This window comes from Gilvimarinus japonicus, assembly GCF_042847215.1.
Classification (GTDB): domain Bacteria; phylum Pseudomonadota; class Gammaproteobacteria; order Pseudomonadales; family Cellvibrionaceae; genus Gilvimarinus; species Gilvimarinus japonicus.
In genome coordinates, this window is the sequence record NZ_AP031500.1 from 128166 (window position 1) to 147403 (window position 19238).

Annotated in this window: 15 protein-coding genes; 10 read left to right on the top strand and 5 right to left on the bottom strand. The window is 49.8% G+C overall.

The window, feature by feature from the left end; translation table 11 throughout:
* Positions 1–287: 287 nt before the first annotated feature.
* Both ACGHAD_RS00560 and ACGHAD_RS00565 read left to right on the top strand, forming a co-directional pair.
* Complete coding sequence (locus ACGHAD_RS00560) at positions 288–824, top strand: hypothetical protein (protein ID WP_382413984.1); 537 nt, start codon at positions 288–290, stop codon at positions 822–824.
* Positions 825–990: 166 nt separating this feature from the next.
* Complete coding sequence (locus ACGHAD_RS00565) at positions 991–2340, top strand: GntP family permease (protein WP_382413986.1); 1350 nt, start codon at positions 991–993, stop codon at positions 2338–2340.
* An 87-nt stretch (positions 2341–2427) separates the two neighbouring features.
* Here the strand turns inward: ACGHAD_RS00565 and ACGHAD_RS00570 are convergent, their stop codons facing one another.
* Positions 2428–3675 (bottom strand): glycoside hydrolase family 5 protein, encoded by a 1248-nt coding sequence (locus ACGHAD_RS00570; protein WP_382413988.1) that lies wholly within the window; start codon positions 3673–3675, stop codon positions 2428–2430.
* Between the two features lie 341 nt (positions 3676–4016).
* On the opposite strand from ACGHAD_RS00570, the gene ACGHAD_RS00575 reads away from it, so the two are divergent.
* Positions 4017–4451: a helix-turn-helix transcriptional regulator gene (locus ACGHAD_RS00575; protein ID WP_382413990.1), complete on the top strand. Its 435-nt coding sequence runs from the start codon at positions 4017–4019 to the stop codon at positions 4449–4451.
* 78 nt (positions 4452–4529) lie between these two features.
* Here ACGHAD_RS00575 and ACGHAD_RS00580 read toward each other — a convergent pair whose 3' ends face one another.
* Genes ACGHAD_RS00580 through tpiA form a run of 3 tightly spaced genes read right to left on the bottom strand, consistent with a single transcriptional unit; the run spans position 4530 to position 7375 of the window.
* A complete protein-coding gene (locus ACGHAD_RS00580; protein WP_382413992.1) occupies positions 4530–5507 on the bottom strand; it encodes a class 1 fructose-bisphosphatase in 978 nt (325 codons plus the stop codon).
* A complete protein-coding gene (gene fbaA / locus ACGHAD_RS00585; protein ID WP_382413994.1) occupies positions 5500–6582 on the bottom strand; it encodes a class II fructose-bisphosphate aldolase in 1083 nt (360 codons plus the stop codon). Before fbaA ends, ACGHAD_RS00580 begins: the two co-directional genes overlap by 8 nt.
* 16 nt (positions 6583–6598) lie before the next feature.
* Complete coding sequence (gene tpiA, locus ACGHAD_RS00590; protein ID WP_339617356.1) at positions 6599–7375, bottom strand: triose-phosphate isomerase; 777 nt, start codon at positions 7373–7375, stop codon at positions 6599–6601.
* A gap of 372 nt (positions 7376–7747) precedes the next feature.
* On the opposite strand from tpiA, the gene uxaC reads away from it, so the two are divergent.
* Positions 7748–9154 (top strand): glucuronate isomerase, encoded by a 1407-nt coding sequence (gene uxaC, locus ACGHAD_RS00595; RefSeq protein ID WP_382413997.1) that lies wholly within the window; start codon positions 7748–7750, stop codon positions 9152–9154.
* A complete protein-coding gene (locus tag ACGHAD_RS00600; protein ID WP_382413999.1) occupies positions 9151–10626 on the top strand; it encodes a mannitol dehydrogenase family protein in 1476 nt (491 codons plus the stop codon). The genes uxaC and ACGHAD_RS00600 overlap by 4 nt, the downstream gene beginning before the upstream one ends.
* Before the next feature lie 47 nt (positions 10627–10673).
* On the opposite strand, the gene ACGHAD_RS00605 is transcribed toward ACGHAD_RS00600, so the two are convergent.
* On the bottom strand, positions 10674–11369 hold the full coding sequence (locus tag ACGHAD_RS00605; RefSeq protein WP_339617359.1) for a FadR/GntR family transcriptional regulator: 696 nt from the start codon (positions 11367–11369) through the stop codon (positions 10674–10676).
* Positions 11370–11619: 250 nt separating this feature from the next.
* On the opposite strand from ACGHAD_RS00605, the gene ACGHAD_RS00610 reads away from it, so the two are divergent.
* The 5 genes from ACGHAD_RS00610 to ACGHAD_RS00630 all read left to right on the top strand — a co-directional run bounded on the left by ACGHAD_RS00610 (position 11620) and on the right by ACGHAD_RS00630 (position 19232).
* Positions 11620–12525, top strand: coding sequence for a sugar kinase (locus tag ACGHAD_RS00610; protein ID WP_382414002.1), 906 nt, complete (start codon positions 11620–11622; stop codon positions 12523–12525).
* A 22-nt stretch (positions 12526–12547) separates the two neighbouring features.
* Entirely contained in the window at positions 12548–13516 is a 969-nt protein-coding gene (locus ACGHAD_RS00615) for a TRAP transporter substrate-binding protein (protein WP_339617361.1), read from the top strand.
* Entirely contained in the window at positions 13516–13992 is a 477-nt protein-coding gene (locus ACGHAD_RS00620) for a TRAP transporter small permease (protein ID WP_339617362.1), read from the top strand. Before ACGHAD_RS00615 ends, ACGHAD_RS00620 begins: the two co-directional genes overlap by 1 nt.
* A 10-nt stretch (positions 13993–14002) precedes the next feature.
* The gene (locus ACGHAD_RS00625; protein ID WP_339617363.1) at positions 14003–15298 is read left to right on the top strand and encodes a TRAP transporter large permease; all 1296 of its coding nucleotides are present in this window, start codon (positions 14003–14005) and stop codon (positions 15296–15298) included.
* Between the two features lie 508 nt (positions 15299–15806).
* Positions 15807–19232, top strand: a complete 3426-nt coding sequence (locus tag ACGHAD_RS00630) for a CBM35 domain-containing protein (RefSeq protein ID WP_382414005.1) — start codon at positions 15807–15809, stop codon at positions 19230–19232.
* Positions 19233–19238: the final 6 nt, after the last annotated feature.

Consider the following 19238-nt stretch of genomic DNA (forward strand, 5'->3'; position numbering starts at 1 on the left):
GAATAAGTCAAAGCCGTACAACAACTGCTCGCCATCGGCCCCTAAACTCAACAGGCCCTGGCCGAACAATTTAAACGCAAACCCGAAAAATCCGTGGTGCAGGTATTGGGTGCGCTTGAGCTATTGGGGCAGGCCAGCCATGAAAATAATGTATGGCAGTTGGGTGGTGGGCAGTAACCCGATTGTTTTTTTATATATTGCCCAAAAACTAAAAAGGACGTGCTGTGTTTATTAGAAGTGTTTTATTGCTCGTAGCGGTATTAGCTACCGGTTGCGCCTCAAACCCCATGACGGTATCTGACACGCAGCAGCTAGCACCACCTAAAGAGGGGCAAGCCCAAGTTATATTTATGCGATCCAGTTTTGTCGGTAGTGCTATTAATGCCTCACTGTATGATGTGACCGGTGATGAGGTTAGGTTTATTGGTATTATGGCCAATGGCACTAAGGTGGCCTATGACACCCAGCCGGGTGAACGGGTGTTTATGGTGGTGTCGGAAGCCGCGGACTTTATGGAGGCCGATCTGGCACCGGGTAAAAATTATTTTAGTATCGTCACTCCGCGCATGGGTGCCTGGAAGGCTAGGTTTTCAATGTGGCCAATAAAGGCTGACTCTGCTGCAAAGTACAACACGACGATGTCAGAATTTGATAAATGGAAGGAGAGTACTACGCTCGTTAATAATTCTGATAAAGCGAGATTGTGGTTTTTAAACAATGCTGATAGCGTGGATAAGAAATACGAAGACTATTGGCCGGTTTGGCAGGAAAAATCAGAAGAGGATATCGCTCAACGAACTTTGACGCCCGGAGACGGCCAGTAAACGAAAAGCCCAGCACAAGTGCTGGGCTTTTTACTATTAGTGACCGCTCGGTCTCGGATACGAGTGGGCTAGGCAAGCTTGTGGGTGTCTCGCACGACCTGTTAATGTCGTAGAATATAAACATGATCCATCAGCGGCCCATAGAAACGCCGGAGATAATAAAAACATGTCTGTTACCTATTTACTCTCGATGACCGTCGCCAGCATCGCCTTGCTGCTGTTTTTGATTATTGTTTTACGCTTGCAAGCTTTTGTCGCTCTGCTGCTGGTGAGTATGGCGGTGGCCATCGCCGGTGGTGTGCCTTTGGCGGAGGTGACCGGTGTTATTCAACAGGGTATGGGCGGTACTCTGGGTTATATTGCCATTGTGATTGGCTTGGGGACCATGATTGGTGAGATTTTGCAGGTCTCGGGTGGGGCGCAGCAAATTGCCAATACCCTGACTCGGAAGGCCGGTACCGAGCGAGCGCCCTGGGCGCTGATGGCGCTGGGGCTGATTGTGGCGATACCGGTGTTCTTTGAGGTCGCGCTGATCCTGTTTATCCCGCTGGTTTACAGCTTGGCCCGGCGCACGGGTAAATCTTTGTTGTTATACGGCATTCCGCTGGTGGCGGGTATTGCGGTGGCTCACTCGTTTATTCCGCCCACGCCGGGGCCGGTGGCGGTGGCCTCTCTGTTGGGCGCGGATCTGGGTTGGGTGATACTGATTGGTCTGATGGCGGGCATCCCCGCTGCGATTGTCGGCGGTATTGTGTTTGGGCGTTTTATCGGTGGGCGCATCCACGTGCCCTTGCCCGAGTTTGCTCACGAGCAGCTTGAGTCACAGGGTCAATCGGACAGGCCCCAGCCGGGCTTTGCGCTGGTGCTGAGTATTATTCTGGTGCCGCTCGCGATGATTTTGCTTAACACCGCCTCCAAGGTTTGGCTGGCCGAGGAGCATCCGTTGGTGGACGTTATGGCTTTTGTCGGCCACCCTTTTACGGCTTTACTGACGGCGACTTTGTTGGCGTTCTATTTTTTGGGTACCCGGCTGGGTTTTAGCCGCGATGAAATCCAGCGCGTGGCCACCCGCTCGATGGAGCCGGTGGGTATGATCATATTGCTTACCGGAGCCGGCGGGGTGTTTGGCAAAGTACTGATTACTGCCGGAGTGGGCGATGCGCTGGTAGAGGCGATGAGCGGCTCTAACCTGCCAGTGGTGCTGTTTGCCTTCTTGATTGCCACGGTGGTTCGGGTTTCGCAGGGCTCGGCAACCGTCTCGATGGTAACCGCTGCTGGATTGATCGCCCCGCTGGTGCAGGCCGGTAGTTATTCCGAGCCGGTGGTAGCTTGTGTGGTGATCGCCATTGCCTGCGGGGCGACGGTGCTGTCTCACGTAAATGATTCCGGCTTCTGGCTGGTAAAACAGTATATGGGCCTAACCGAGAAGCAAACGCTCGCCTCTTGGACTGTACTGGAAACCATTTTGGGCTTGGTAGGTGTTACCGTGGTGCTAGTGTTGAGTTTTTTGCTGTAGGCGGCTCGTACCATAAATACGGCTACCCTCACAAAAAAGGCGACCTTAAGTGGCTCGCCTTTTTTTGTGAGGGTGGGTAATAGGGTTTTATTCCGCCGCGTTAGTTATCGCCTCAATCAGCTCTGGATAAACCTGCTCACCGGTTGCCCGATTAAACAGCCCCATGCTGTGGTTACCCGTCACGCCGTTGTCCCAGTACACGGGAACGATTTGATGAGCGAGGGCCGACTCGGTTACCGCTTTGTTCCATTCGATACGGTAAGCCTCGTGGCCGGTGATTTGCTCGCGGCGGATGGCACCGTACTCGCCCAGAATAACGCCAATGCCATTGGCGACGAATTTATCCTGCATCTTTTGCATTTGCGCGTTAAGAAAATCCTCGTGCGCCCAGCTCTCGGCTTTGGCCGGGTCAGTGGCCGTGCTGCCCCATTGGGTGATAGTGCTATCTTCATTTAAGGTGAAGTTAAACGGGTCGTAGTAGTGCACTTCCATCAGCAGCTTATCATGGGCTGGGTCGGTTGGCATAACGGCAAAGTTTATCGTGTGGTCGATGTTGGTGTTAAAACCCTGCACGACTAAAAAGCGCGAGGCATTGTTGCCGCCGGTAGCGCGGACGGTATCGACAAACACTTGGTTAAAGCCATTTTGTACGGTGTAGTACTCCTCAGTTGGAGTGCCGTAATCGCCCTCTACCAGGACTTCGTTGGTGCCGGCAAAGAGTAGACGTTTGTCGTAGTCGTTAAAGCGGTTGGCAATCTGGGCCCACATGATGGCGAGTCGCTCATTGACGTACTCTTGCTCGGCGTAGGTCGGTTGCATCCAGCCGCCGTCCCAGTGAATGTTAAGCAGTACATACATATCGGCATTGAGGGCGTAGTTAACCACCTGTTCTACTCGGTCCATCCAGCTTGGTTCAATAATAAAGTTGGCTTCATCTGAGAACCGGCTCCAGGCGACGGGTAGGCGGATGGTATCGAAGCCGGCAGCCTTTACCGCGTTTATCAGCTTTTGCGATGCTTCGGGGTTACCCCAGGCGGTTTCGCTGCCAATGGCTTCGAGTGTGTTGCCGAGGTTCCAGCCTGCGCCCATTTTTTGGGTGAGTGCGACGCTGGTGAGAGAGGCGTTAGCGTCTGAGCTAGAGGAGTCATCTGATGAGGCGATTGAGCTGGCTGACTCGGAGCTGGCAACGGTAGATGATTCTGAGCTGGCGCTTGCGGCGGGTTCTGCGCTAGAACTGAGGCCATTGTTGGCAGGGTTTGAGGTGCCGCCGCTACTGCCACAAGCCGTGCAGACCAAGGTTAAGGTAAGTGCGATAAGTAAGGTAGGTGTTTTCAATGGGGCTCTCGCTATTGTGATCAGTTGTTTTTATATTTAAATTGTATTTTATACTAGAAAGTGGCTTTGAGGGCAATATTGCCGGTCGCTTTTCATTGAATAAGCCACTTTGATAGTAGAGGCGGTTGATGCCGGCCCGGCTTTTACCATAATGGTGGAGGCCATTGTGGTGTGGGCTCACGTATGCCGTGCTGTGTTCGGTCGGTGGTGGTATTCGTCAATGCGATACGATTACGCAGCTTACTGGGCTAGTGTCGTACGATTGGCGTTGAGTTGTCGTAACCAAAACCTGTTAGTTCGGGTGATGATGGGCTCACATCAATCGCTACAGGGAAAAGAGCATGGAGAAAATGATAAATACAGATCTCATCAAAAAACTTCGCAACAATCGGTCTTGGTCACAAGATCAGCTCGCCGCTGTCTCAGGGCTTAGCTTACGTACGGTGCAAAGAATAGAGAACGAAGGTAGCTGTTCTTTGGAGTCCAAAAAGGCTCTAGCCGCCGTTTTTGCCATTAGCGCCAGCAGCTTGGATGTAGATACCACGGCGGCCGAGGTGCTGGCCTTGCAGCAGCGGGGGCGGAATTACGGGCTAGCGGGCGCTGGCGTAGGGCTTGTGTGTGCCTATATTGGGATTACGGTAGCTTTTGTCTCGGGCGATATAACCGCTAGCCTGGCAGGATTATATTATGGCGGCAGCGCTGCCTTTTGTGGTTTTTGTTGCGCAGCAATTGGCGTGTTTGCCAATAGACGTGAGCAAAAGGACGTTGCGATTTAGCAGCGCCACCCGCAGAAGGCCAGGCTTGCCCTCTGCGGGTGGCGTTATCATTGGTGCCGAACGGTATCGGATAGTTTGCTACTCCATATAGTTTAGGCAAGTGTGTACTTCATTGGTTGAGCCGGCAATAACGGGCACCTTTTGGTGCAGCGACGTTGGTACGATGCTTAATAAAGAGGTGCGTTCATCAAAGGCACTGCCGCCACAGTTTTCAATAATTAGCGCCATCGGGCTGGCCTCGTAAATAAGCCGAAGTTTGCCCGATGTTACCTTTTCTCTTTTATCTGATGGATACAAAAATATTCCACCACGACAAATCACGCGGTGAATATCCGCCACCATCGCACCAGTCCAGCGCATGTTGTACGATTTTTGCCGAGGGCCGCCGCTGCCATCCAATAAGTGCTGTACGTAGTTGCCAAATTCACGTTTCCAATAACGGGTATTCGCCATGTTAAGGGAAAACTCAGAGGTTTGTTTAGCGATGGTGACCTTTGCATCGGTCAGCATAAACATGTTGGCCTCGGCTTGTAAGGTAAAGATATAAGTGCCTTTGCCAAAGGTAATCACCAGTTGCGTCGCCGGGCCGTAAAGCACGTACCCGGCACACAATTGATGGTTGCCACTTTGTAAAAACGAGGCCTCTGGGTGGCCGTCATTCAGCGCAGGTAAAATCGAGAAGATAGTTCCCACAGCGCCGTTCACATCGATGTTAGTTGAGCCGTCCAGCGGGTCAAAGGCAACCGCATAGGCGCCCGCGGGAGCGGCCGTAACGACGTTATTCTCCTCCTCAGAGGCGATGAATTTCACCGATTTATTCAGGCGCAATTTATCTTTTAAGATCTGGTTGCTCAGCACATCCAGCTGTTTTTGCGTCTCGCCAGAGCTGTTTTGTTGATCTACCGAGCCGGTAAGCCCCTCAATAGTGCTGTGAGACAAAATCCCTGAGATATCCACGCAGGCGGCGATGATATCTTTTACGACGGATGCCAAGTCCAGCTCTATGGCACTGGAGAGTAAGAAATTCTCAAAGCTTTTAAAATGTAGACTATTCATAGCGATTGCAGCAATTAAGGTCAGAGAAGGTAGTTTTTAAGCGATCGATCATAGAAACTTCGGCTTTGCGTAGCCATACCCGAGGGTCGTAAAACTTTTTATTGGGTTTGTGCGAGCCCTCAGGATTACCGATTTGCGCTTTAAGATAACCCGAGTTTTCACTGTAGTAATTAAATACCCCTTGCCAGCTTGCCCACTGGGTATCGGTATCGATATTCATTTTTACGACGCCATAGCTAATGGCCTCTTGAATATCCGTCAACGAAGAGCCAGAGCCACCGTGAAAAACGTATCGCAGCGGTGGATTAATGGCAGTACCTTGCAGATCGCGTAAATAATCGCGTGAATTTTTCAGTATCTCGGGTTGCAGTTGCACGTTGCCGGGCATATACACACCGTGAACGTTACCGAATGCGGCCGCGATATTAACGTTAGGGCCAATGCTCGATAACACATGGTAGGCCTGTGCGACTTCATCGGGTTGCGTGTAGAGTTGGCTGCTGTCCATATCGCTATTGTCGACGCCATCTTCTTCACCGCCGGTACACCCCAGCTCGATCTCGATACCCATGCCTAAGTTGTGCAGTTTTTTGTAGTACTGTGCCGAGGTGGTAATGTTCTCGGCCAGCGGCTCTTCCGATAGATCAAGCATGTGCGAGCTAAATAAAGTGCGGCCGGTATCGGTCAAACTCTTCTGGTTGGCATCGATAAGCCCGTCAATCCAAGGCAGTAATTTTTTAGCGGCGTGATCGGTATGCAATATAACGGGAACGCCGTAAAATTTTGCCGCGATATCAATATAAGCCGCAGCCGCAATAGAGCCACGCACCGAGTTCTCTATGGCATCGGCGCCTACGCCTTTGCCAATAAAGAATGCCGCACCGCCGTTAGAGAGCTGAATAATAACCGGCGAATTTACCGCTTTAGCGCACTCGAGGACGGCATTAACCGAATTGGTGCCAACCACGTTAACCGCGGGCAGGGCATAACCACGGGTTAACGCGTCATTGTAAATGCTGTCGGCATCAGCACCACTGACAACGCCAGGTTTTATGTTTTTTACTGCTGTGTTCATAGCTACTCCGTGATAGTTATTTTAATTCGCATTGTGTGCAGATCTGCAAAAAATGCGCTGGATCCAAACTGGCGCCGCCTACCAGCAGGCCGTCAATATCCGCTTTATCCAAAAGTTCACAGGCGTTCTCGCGGCTAACGCTGCCGCCGTAGAGAATTCTGGTTCTCTGCGCAAAGTCATTGCCGAACTTTTCGGTAATACACTCACGAATAAATTTATGCACGCTTTGCGCTTCGTCGGGTACTGCTGACTTTCCTGTGCCTATCGCCCAGATTGGCTCGTAGGCAACGCATAGCTCGCCGGTGGTTGTGTCTATCGCGTTTAATCCTTCGTCTAATTGCCGAAAGATAATGTCTTTGGTGATTCCCGCATCTTTTTCTTCTAAGTTTTCACCTATACAAAGCACGGGTATTAACCCGTGGGTCAGTGCATTTTTAACTTTGATGTTGCAGCTGATGTTGTTCTCGCGAAACATTTGGCGCCGCTCGCTGTGGCCAATAAGGCAAAGGGAGCAGCCAACTTTTTTAAGCATCTCGGCAGAGGTTTCTCCGGTATAAGCGCCGGATTCAAACTTGCTCACGTTTTGGCTGCCGATTTTTACCTCGGAGTGGTGCAGCAAGCTAAGCATGTCCCTTATATAGATGTAGGGCGGACAGACGGCGATATCAGTATCAAACTCTTTACCTACCAATGACGCAATTGAGTTACACATAAGATCAATACCGCCGTTGAGTTTCCAGTTGGCGATGATTAATGATCGGCGAGGCGTGGTAGAGCTGTCTTGATTGGTCACTGAATATCTATCCCAAAGATTAACGATGTTATTGCCCGGTCTTGGCTGGCAACCGGTCGTACAGTATCTGAGCAAATCATAGAGTAAAAATATTGGTAAGACAACCCTACCAGTTTTCGGTTGAGGTCATTCTGGCGGATAAAGTTGTCGCCATAATGAGCGATAAGCATGTTTTTTATACAAAAAATGCCGTATTTAAGGGGGCGCTTAGGCAGGGATGATGGCGGTTAGGGGCGCTATAAGCTCGCAAGAGCAGGACGATTTGTTGTAAACAGTGCTCTGTCTAGGTATATTGGCAAGGTGGTAATACCATTTATTGGGCGATACGACGTCACTTGCCGTGCTTGCGCCTTTGCGAATTTGGAGTAATCAGTGAATACACCCTTAGTCTTAAATGAAGATCGGTTGTTTCCGACTGAACCGGGCGAGCGCGCTATTGCCCGCGAGCTGTACAACAGCGTCTATAACCTGCCTATTATTAGCCCTCACGGTCACACCGATCCTAGCTGGTTTTCGGGCAATGCTAATTTCTCGAATCCTACCGAGCTGCTCGTTAGACCGGATCATTACGTGTTTCGCATGCTTTACAGTCAGGGTGTGGATTTGGCCGAGCTGGGAATAGGCCGAGCCGGCAAGGCGGTAGACCCTCGCGAGGCATGGCGCCTGTTTGCCAGCCACTATTATTTGTTTCGGGCAACCCCTAGCCGTACGTGGTTGGATTATGTATTCAAAAATGTCTTTGCGCTGGACGTCGTACTGTCGGACAAAACCTCCGATTTGTACTACGACACAATTTTAGAGTGCTTGGCGCAAGACAGCTTTAAGCCGCGTCAGTTGTTTGATCGGTTTAATATTGAGTTGTTGGCGACCACTGAGTCGCCACTAGACTCACTTGAGCATCATCGCACCATTGCCGAGTCGGAGTGGGGTGGCCGAGTGATTACCGCCTTTCGGCCAGACAATGTGGTCGATCCCGAGCACGCAGGCTTTAACGATAATATTGATCAGCTAGAAAGTCTTACCGGTGAAAGTGTATCGAGCTATAGCGGTTATTTAAATTCGCTGCGAGTCAGACGCGAGTTCTTTAAGCAGCACGGCGCTACCTCAAGCGATCATGGGCACCCGACGCCAGCCACGGCCGATTTATCCGAGCAAGAGGCTGCGGCACTTTACGCTAAGGTGCGTTCGGGTGATTTTAGCGCCGCAGAGGCGGAGTTGTTTCGGGCGCAAATGCTGACCGAGATGGCAAAAATGAGTATTGATGATGGATTGGTGATGCAAATTCATCCGGGCAGTTTTAGAAACCATAACCAATCTGTGCATGAAAACTTTGGTCGCGACAAAGGTGCGGATATTCCGGTAAAAGCCGAATTTGTGAATAACCTTAGGCCGCTGTTATCGACGTTAGGTAACCACAAAAACTTAGAGATCATTTTGTTTACGTTGGATGAAACTAACTACGCGCGTGAGATTGCGCCGTTGGTCGGTCACTACCCGAGCCTTAAAGCCGGCCCCGCTTGGTGGTTTCATGATAGCCCCGAGGGGATGAAGCGGTTTCGCGAACAAATGACCGAAACTGCAGGATTTTATAATACCGTCGGCTTTAACGATGATACCCGGGCGTTTTTATCGATCCCGGCGCGGCACGATGTGGCCCGGCGCTGCGACTGTGCCTTTTTAGCCGGATTAGTTAAAACCGGGCGCCTGAGTTTGCAAGACGCGCACGAGGTGGCTGTTGATCTAACCTACAACTTAGCGAAAAAGGCGTACCATTTATGAAACCACAAAAGCCTTTAAATCTCGTGAACTTTGCAGAAGCTAAACCGAACTTTACGAGCTTACCACGGGATAAAAAAACCTCAGATCATAAAATTGTGCATATTGGTATTGGGGCTTTTAGTCGAGCTCACCAAGCACTGTATACCCAAGTTGCCAATGAAAAAGCCGACAGTGATTGGTCGATCGTCGGGGTTAGCTTACGCAGCCCCGGCGTGCGCAATACCTTAAAAAAACAAGATTATCTGTATACGATAATGGAGCGCTCTTTGACCGAGAAAAACGTGCGCTGCATCACCTGCCTAGAGAACATTTTAGTGGGTAGCGAAGACGCTGGCAGCGTGATTGAGCAAATAGCGAGTGAGTCGGCCAAGATTGTCACCATTACGGTGACGGAGAAAGGCTATTGTCAGAAAAACCAGCGTTTAGACGAGTTAAACCCCGATGTGATGGCCGATATTAGGTCGGGCGAAGCCACTACTATGCCGGCGTATTTAGCCCATGCGTTGCAAAAGCGTAGCAATAAGGGGTTGGGCGGTTTAACCATTATTAGCTGCGATAACTTGCCCGATAATGGCGAGATTCTTAAAAACGTTGTCAAAGATTTTGCCGATAATCTTGACGTTGATTTGCGAGACTGGATTGACGATAACGTGAAGTTTTGCTCCACCATGGTAGATAGAATTGTGCCTGCCGCCACAGAGCAAGTCATCGATACGGTCTCGGAGGCGGTAGGGCTGATCGATGACGGCGCGCTTTTGTGTGAGCCCTATCGGCAGTGGGTTATCGAAGATAATTTTGTGGGGTCAAGGCCCGCCTGGGAGTTGGCCGGCGCACTATTGGTGGCCGATGTTTCGGTCTATGAAAAGCTCAAACTGCGTATGCTTAATGGCAGCCACTCGTCTATCGCCTATATTGGGTCGCTGCTGGGGGATGAGTATATTCACGAAACGGTTTCCAGATCGGTGGTGCAAGAGTTTATCGAGCGGCTAATGCGCGATGAGCAAAGCCAGTCGCTTACGGTGCCCGATGGAATTAATGTGCTCGAGTACAGCAAGGCGATTGTCGAGCGCTTTACCAATAAGCACGTGCCCTACCGCAATGCTCAAGTGGCTACCGATGGCTCGTTAAAGTTGCCGCAGCGGTTGCTCTTCGCGGCGATTGACCTGCGGAAAAAAGGTTTAACCCCAAACCTGATCGCGCTGTCTGTTGCGGCCTGGATTCGCTACCTGGTGGGCTACCAGCAAAGCAGCGCTTATCCGGTGAGTGATCCGAACTTAGCAGGGCTGTCGAGTATTATAGCCGCGAACGCTGACGATGACGTGCAGCTGGTAAAAAGCCTGATGGCTGAGTCTGGAGTGTTTCCTGAGGAGCTTCAAGACGATGTGATGTTCGAGTGCTTGCTGATCAAGCACGTAAAAAATATCGCATCAATGGGCATAGACAAAGCAATTACCGAGGCGGTTACGGGTTAAGTCTAGTGGCTTTGCGTTAAGGCTTAAGTGGTGGCAGACCGGCCAAATTAATTTGGCCGGTCAAAGTAAGTTGAGGCCGCTTCTGAGGCGTTGTCGATGTGTACTCGCATGGCGTTGCGGGCTTTTTCTGGGTTGCGTTGTTCTAGTGCTTCGACAATGCGTTTGTGATCTTCTATCGAAGGGTGCACGCCTTCTTGCCTTAAGCGCTCGAGAAACGCCGTGCTCAGCTCGGATTCGTTGCGCAGCTCCCACAGCCAATCAACTACGGCCGATATCGCACTGTTTTGGCTCGCATCGGCAATAATTTTGTGGAAAGTCCAGTCGGCTTTTTCAGAGGCGTCTTCGTGCTTTTCCTCTTCGGCCATATCTCGCACTGCTGTTTTAAGCTGGGCGATTTGCTCGTCTGTAATCCGCGCGGCCGCTAAGGCGCAGGCTTCCGCTTCCAGAATGTAGCGAATTTCCAGAATTTCAAAAGGGCCAACACCTTTATCGCCAGTGTCTAGCTTGGGCTTTTTGTTAGAGACATAAATACCAGAGCCGGTGCGAATTTCGATAATGCCGGATAGCTCCATGGCAATCATCGCCTCACGAATCGTCGGGCGGCTAACGCCCAGCTTTTCTGCAAGGTCACGCTCGGGCGGGAATTTATCCCCAGGCTTGAGAGTGCCGTCTTTAACCAAGCCAGAAAGCTGCTCGGCCACTTTGATATACAAACGGTCTGTTTTAATCGTGCGAAATTCCACTGTACGAACCCACTGAAAATTTGGGAGAAGCCTGCTGCCAGGCATCCGATAATCGCCATGAACCGAAAGCTCAGTGCCTGGCGAAGCTGGTTATGATTTGTAGCATATATTAACCAAGTTACCGCAATCATTGAACCTGTTTGACCAAAATTAAAGCCTTGTTTTTGTTTTTGTATGTTTGTATCGTATCATGGTAAGGTGGCATTACCAATTGTGGCCAATGAACAAGTGGCGAGCGTGAAATAAATTGATGAAAAATAAAATAGTGACCTTTGGCGAATGCATGCTGGAGCTATCTCAGCTTAACCTCAGTGATTACCGCCTCGCCTATGGCGGCGATACGCTAAACGCGGCCGTGTATATGGCTCGTGCAGGAGCAGACGTGCGCTACCTAACCGCGCTAGGCACTGATCAATACAGCGACTATCTGCTCGATTGTTGGCGCCGTGAAGGTGTCGATACGAGTTTGGTGACCCGTTTTGAGGGTAAGGTGCCCGGGCTATACGTCATTAATACCGATGATCATGGCGAGCGCAGCTTTGAGTACTGGCGCTCGGCGGCACCGGTTAAAGACCTTATCCAACTAAAACCTGAGCTGTTTGCCGAGATGGGTGACGTTGATATGTTTTACCTCAGCGGGATTACTCTGTCGCTGTTTGGTGAATACGATCGCGCCAAAATATACAACTTCTTACGCGAGTTTCGCGCAGGCGGCGGATTGGTAGCGTTCGATACTAATTATCGCGCAAAGGGCTGGGAATCTCCTTCACGGGCAAGAGAGGCCATTACGGCGCTTTTGTCGATGGTCGATATTGCTTTACCCAGTCTGGATGATGAGCAAGCGTTATTTGGATTTTCCAACCTAGATGAGTGTGTCGTGCACTATCGTCAATTGGGCGTAAACGAAGTCGTTATTAAAGACGGCAAGAATGGCTGCTATTCGCTTATTGCTGGCGAGCTTTCGCACCATCCGTTAAAAACCGTAGTAAAGCCGGTTGATACAACCTCGGCAGGGGATTCCTTTAATGGTGCCTACCTGGCGGCTAAGTCAATGGGTAAGTCTGTGACGGACGCTATCGCTGCGGGTCAGGCTTGTGCGGCTTACGTGATACAGCAGCCTGGCGCTATAGTCGCACGAGAAAACATCAAACACTGAGATAAAACTTGTGAAAACTATAATGATAAAATTAGCGCTATTGGCGTTTACGGTTGTGGCGCTCGCATCCTGCAGTAAAAGCCACGATGTCCGTGTTCTAAAACTAGCCCATGGTTTGGATGCGAAACATCCGGTACACCTCTCGATGGTGTACTTTGCCGAGCAGCTGGAGAAATACTCCGGCGGTGAGATGCAGGTACAAATATACCCGTCGGGCCAGTTGGGTAGTGAACGTGAGCTAATTGAGCTGATTCAGATTGGCAGTATCGATTTCACCAAAGTATCGGCCAGCTCTCTAGAGCCCTTTATTCCTAAAATGAAGATATTCAGCGCGCCTTACTTGTTTCGTGATGGCGAGCATTTATGGAAAGTGCTCAATGGGCCAATCGGTAAAGAACTGCTAGATTCGGGCACGCCCTACCGAATACAAGGGCTGGGCTATTACGACGCGGGAAGTCGAAGTTTTTACACCACTAAAAATCCCGTCGAGTCGCCCGCAGATTTAAAAGGCATGAAAATCCGGGTGATGAACAGCCCGTCCGCCGTGGCCATGGTAAAAAGCATGGGCGGCGCACCTACGCCGATATCCTGGGGCGAGCTGTACACCTCTCTGCAGCAAGGTGTGGTTGATGGGGCAGAAAACAACCTTCCCAGTTTTTATCTCTCAAAGCACTATGAAGTCGCCAAGTACTTAATTCTTGATGAGCATACATCCATACCCGATGTGGTGATTACGGGTACAAAAAGCTGGGGCCGACTTAACGATCAACAGCGCGAATGGGTTGCTAAGGCAATGAGTGACTCGGTTTCTTATGAGCGAAAACTTTGGCACAAGGTAAGTCAGGAGTCTTTGGCGGCAGTTCGAGAAGCCGGTGTAAAAGTGATCGAGGCCGATAAAAGTGCGTTTGTCGAGAGTGTTAAGCCGATTCACGAGGCGATTGAAAGCTCCGAGTATGGCAAACTGTTTAACAACATACGAGAGGTTCGCTAATGTCTCTAGCTAAGGTGTGTAATCGGGTAGATTACTTTTTAGAGGTGTTTACCAGTGCGCTTATGGTTGGTCTGGTTTTAGATGTGACATGGCAGGTGGTTACCAGATTTTTTACTGACAATCCAAGCTCTTTTACAGAAGAGTTAGCTCGCTTCTTTCTTATCTGGATAGCATTTCTTGGTGCGGCTCATGTTTTTAGAAAGGGTGCTCATCTAGGGTTGGATTATTTTGTCGAAAAATTTTCGCCAGACGCCCAGAATAAAATTGTAAAAACCATTCTAGTGTTTGTCGTGATATTTAGCGTTTGCATACTGCTGATCGGTGGCAGTTCTCTGGCGTATCTTGCCTGGGATCTGGACCAGTCCTCTGCATCTTTGGGGTTGCCTATCAGTATTGTCTACCTTGCAATTCCCGTAAGTGGCGTATTGTTTCTTTTGTTTTCAGCCGAATCCTTTAAAAACTACTCTAATATTTAGTGGAAGGCCCATGGATATATCCGTTGTTATTCTAATCGCAAGCTTTGTCGCGCTACTACTGCTTAACGTACCAATAGGCATTGCTATTGCGCTGTCGGGATTTTTCTCGCTGTTGTTAAGTTTGGACTTTGTCTCAACCACAACCACCATGGCGCAGCGCATGTCGGCTGGGGTTGATAGCTTTGCACTGTTGGCGATTCCCTTTTTTATCTTGTCTGGTTTTCTAATGGGGCAAGGTGGTATTGCGCATCGGCTTATTGAATTTGCTAAAATTTTAGTGGGGCGTTTGCCTGGCGGTTTGGCTTTTGTAAATATCTTATCTTGTACACTATTTGGCGCTATTTCGGGGTCGGCTGTTGCGGCCACTTCTGCCATCGGTGGTTTTGTTATACCGGAGATGGAAAAAGACGGTTATAGTCGGGAGTTCTCTACTGCCGTAACTGTAACGGCCTCCACCACGGGTATGTTGATCCCGCCCAGTAATATTCTTATTGTGTATTCTCTGGCCAGTGGCGGCGTGTCTATTGCGGCCTTGTTTTTGGCCGGCTATCTTCCGGGCCTGCTCGTTGCCTTGTGTTTAATGATTGCAAGCGCAATTTACGCTAAAGCCAAAGGCTATGGTATCGCCTCGGAAAAACAGTCGGGCGAACTGCTTAAAAAGACGCTCGATGCGATCCCGAGTTTATTTCTAGTATTGTTGGTTATTGGCGGTATTGTATCTGGCTATTTCACGCCAACGGAAGCGGGCGCCATTGCCGTTCTTTACTCGTTTGTGTTGTCTACTCTGATTTACAAAGAAGTAAAAATAAAAGATCTATCAGGCGTTTTGAATAAATCTGTTTGTACGACGGCTATCGTTATGTTGCTTATTGCGGCCTCGTCAGCGATGTCTTGGGTTTTGTCGTATGAGAATATTCCGCAATCTATTAGCGACTTCTTTTTGAGCTTTAGCAACAACCCTATTATTGTTCTTCTAATGATCAATATCTTGCTGCTGCTGGTAGGTACGTTTTTGGATATGACACCAGCGGTGTTAATTTTTACTCCAATATTCTTGCCAATTGTAGAGGCATTAGGCATCTCGCCAATTCACTTTGGCATTATTATGATTCTAAACTTATCTATTGGTTTATGTACTCCACCGGTGGGTAGCGTACTGTTTGTGGGCTGTAGTATTGGTAAAACGTCATTGGCGAAAGTGATACCGCCGCTCCTACCGTTGTATTTAGCTATGTTTATCGCACTGTTGATTATTATTTGTGTGCCCGCATTGTCGACTTGGTTGCCTATGGTGTTTGGCCTGTAATTTTTTCTTGTTTTTACTGAGGTTAGTTTTCGCCTAGAATGCGCAAGCGTGTAAATCATCGCTCACAGAGCTGAAGTGCTGTCTCTTTATAGTGGTACTCTGGCTTTGTGAGGCGGTCGACATTTCTGTGATTTAGCGAAATAACCTATGCATACGTATTCAAGAAATACGTTGCAACGCTCGCTTCTAAGTGTGACATCGTCTATTAATGTATCATTGGTTATAATTTTATTGTCATGCCTATGATTTTCATCACTTTTTATTAGCTGTTAACATTCAATATAAAACAAATGATAAAATAGCCGACGCGGTATAGGTGTTTTTGTGCGGTTAATCCTTGAATTACCTCTCTTCTGAATACGTTTTCACGAACATTGAATAAGCTCTTCCTGTCGTTACACTCCAAGATGCTGTTTGAGCTTGTTAGCGGTCATATGTAGGCCGTTAAACCAGTCTCAGGCGACTCTCCATAAATACGATCATAAACCAATAATAACTGGAATCTTATATGCGTAATGTAACAACGATAGCCAGCCGCAGGCTGGCGTTAACGAGTTTAGTAGTGGGTGTGTTAGCTGCGATACAGGGTTTGTCGGCGACCGCCGAAACCTTGGCAAGTTACGAGGCAGAGAACGCCGGATATTACGGCGGTGCGCGGGTTGAGAATAACCACGATGGCTTTTCGGGGACCGGGTTTCTTGGCGGTTTTACCGATAGCGAGCGTGGTAGCGCGGCAGTAGACTTTATCGTCGACGCCCCAAAAGAGGGTGATTATGTCGCCAATATTCGTTATGCCAATGGTACCGGATCGACGAAAACCCTTGCGATGTATCTTGATGACACTTATTGGCGCACGGTCACTTTTAACGCTGGCGCTCATTGGGGCGATTGGAAAACGGCAAGTGAATCTATTGCATTAGATCCGGGCTCGCATATCGTCAGTTTACGCTTTAACAATGATAACAGCGGTAATGTTAACCTTGATCGGCTTAGTATCGAGGGCAATGCGCCGGTGGTAACCAATGGCGAGTTAACCGTCGACTCACTGTTGCAGTTAGAGCATGTGGGGTTAAGCGGTGGTGCCCGCATTGAGGCGGAGCACGACGGTTACTCCGGTGACGGTTATGTAGGTGGTTTTACCGACGCAAACCAAGGCAGTGCCCAAGCAGATTTTAATGTGAGCTTGGCAGATTCAGGTGATTACCGTTTTACCTTACGCTATGCCAATGGTACGGGGAGTGCCCGATCAATTACGTTTGTGGTTGACGGTGCGGCGCAAACCCTCGCGTTGCCCGCTACCGCTGGATGGGGTGATTATGGCACGGTTAGCTTTTCGGCGTCGCTAGTAGCAGGTGTACAGCCAGCCAGTTTTCGCTATGGCGCGACGGACACTGGCAATGTCAATATTGATAATATCGCACTGCAAAAAATTATCGCTGACCCGGACCCGGTAGAGCCTGACCCCACTGAGCCAGTTTCAGTGGGAAATGTTGACGCAGGTGCTATGACATTATCGGGTGGTACCTCTTTGCAGTCGGAGCATGGGGGCTACAATGGTACAGGTTTTGTTGGCGGGTTTATTGATGCCAATAAAAACCTGGCAAGAGCGCGTTTTACGTTGGCAATCAGTGAGCCTGGCTATCATGCATTAACCATTCGTTACGCCAATGGCACACCTACCACGCAAACCTTGAGTGTTTTAGGTGGCACGCCCGCCAGCGCGCAAGTGTCCTTCCCTGCAAGTGGTGGATGGGCAACCTGGCAGCAAGTAACGGTTAATCGTTGGTTTGCCAGTGGTGAACAAGAAGTTGAACTATTTTTTGCGAACACGGATTCGGGCAACATAAATATTGATGCCGTTGATGTGACCTTTTTAGGAGAGGACGATCCCGACCCAGTGACGCCACCTGATCCTGACCCGGTTGATCCCATTGAGCCGACAACTCCGGTGGGCGGGGCTGACTATCAAGCCGAACGCGGATTCTTTAGCGGCGGTGCCGAAGTGCGCAGCGATGTTAGCGGTTTTACGGGCACCGGATTTGTGGCTCAGGGTAACCAAGCCGGCTCACGGGTAATTTTTACGGTGAATGCTGGCACTACCGGCCGTCAAGTGGTGAGTATTCATTACGACAACCCCACCAACGATACTAAAGTGGCGCAGTTGCGTATTGATGGCTTAGTGGCAGGTGAGATCGAACTGGCCCCTACCAGCGGCCTACAAACCTTGGCGTACGACATGCCGTTGCGTCGTGGCGTCGGTACGATAAGTTTGCATGCTTTAGACGACAACACTGGCGGCTATTTGCTGGATCGCATTACGCTGCAAGATGGCTCGGATTTGGCGGATCGGGGCGCAACAGTTGGGTATCAAACCTACGAAGCCGAAGAGGGCTCAACAAATGCCAGTGTACGAGGCCCCAGTCGGATCTTTCACGAAATGGAGGCAGAGGCCTCAGGTCGCAAAGCCGTACGTTTAAACCAAGTGGGTCAGTATGTAGAAATTACGTTGACGCAGCCGGCCAACGCTATGGTTTTGCGGGCCTCAATTCCCGATACCCTAGATGGTGTAGGTCAGGCGCAAACGATAGCCGTGTATGCAAATGGCAATAAACTGCTAGACCATGAAGTGACCAGTTACTACAGTTGGGTTTACGGTAGCTATCCCTATGTTAGCCAACCTTCGCAGGGCAGCCCGCAGCGTTATTTTGATGACTCCCGTGTTAAGTTTGCGCAGGTGCTGCCAGCTGGTACCACTTTGCGTTTGCAGGTCGATAGTAACTCCAACGCCGAGTGGTACGATATTGATTTAATCGAGTTAGAAATGCTCGAGCCACCGCGTGCAAAACCGCCCGGTTTTATATCCGTTACCGAGTACGGCGCAGTTGCCAACGACGGTATCGATGATTACGACAGTGTGCTGAATACGATTATTGCTGCGCGCAATGCCGGTACGGGCGTATGGTTGCCTCAGGGCACTTTCACATTGCGTGATCGCGTGAATGTTGCCGATATCACCGTTACCGGGGCTGGCCCTTGGTACTCAGTTATTGCGGGGCAAGATGGTAAAGGCGGTTTTTACGCCACCGGTGGTAACGTTACGCTGGCCCACTTTATGGTCAGTGGTGAAACCTTTGAGCGTAATGATGGAGCCGATCACGCGGCGTTTGAGGGCAACTTTGGGCGGGGATCGCTGATTCAAAATGTTTGGGTCGAGCACACTAAAGTCGGATTGTGGACAGTCAGCGGTACGGAGGGTTTGCTGGCAACTCAGATGCGCATTCGCAACACTTTTGCCGATGGTGTAAATCTAAACAAAGGTATTTTAGATACGCATATCACCCAATCAGTTATACGTAATACCGGCGACGATGCACTAGCCATGTGGTCCCAGGGGGAAGCTGTGACCCGCAGTGCTTTTATTAACAATACCGTACAAACGCCGCTATTGGGTAATGGTGCGGGTATCTACGGCGGCACAGCCAATCAAGTGCGCAATAGTATCTTTCGCGACACCCTAACGGGCTCAGCTGGTATCGCTATCGGTACGCGTTTTAACCCGACGCCGCTGACGGGAACCACTATTGTTGATAACTGCGAGTTAATCCGCACCGGTGGCTATGAGCCCAACTGGGAGACTGAGTTGCCGGCAATTTGGATCTTTGCGGACTCATTGGATATCACTGCTCCTATTCGTATTACCAATACTGATATTGTCGATAGCACCTACCAAGCGTTTTTAATTAGTTGGCAAAAACGGGTAGAAGGTTTGTACATTGGTGACGTTAATATCAATGGCACTGGTAGTACTGTGTTGGAGGCCAACGCTACTGGCAACGCCTACCTAGAAAGGGTTAATGCGCAAAATGTAGCTGGCCCTGCCACCGCGTGGCCGGACTTTTTGCTAGAATACGGTGAAGGCGTTACTGGCCTATAAGCAGAA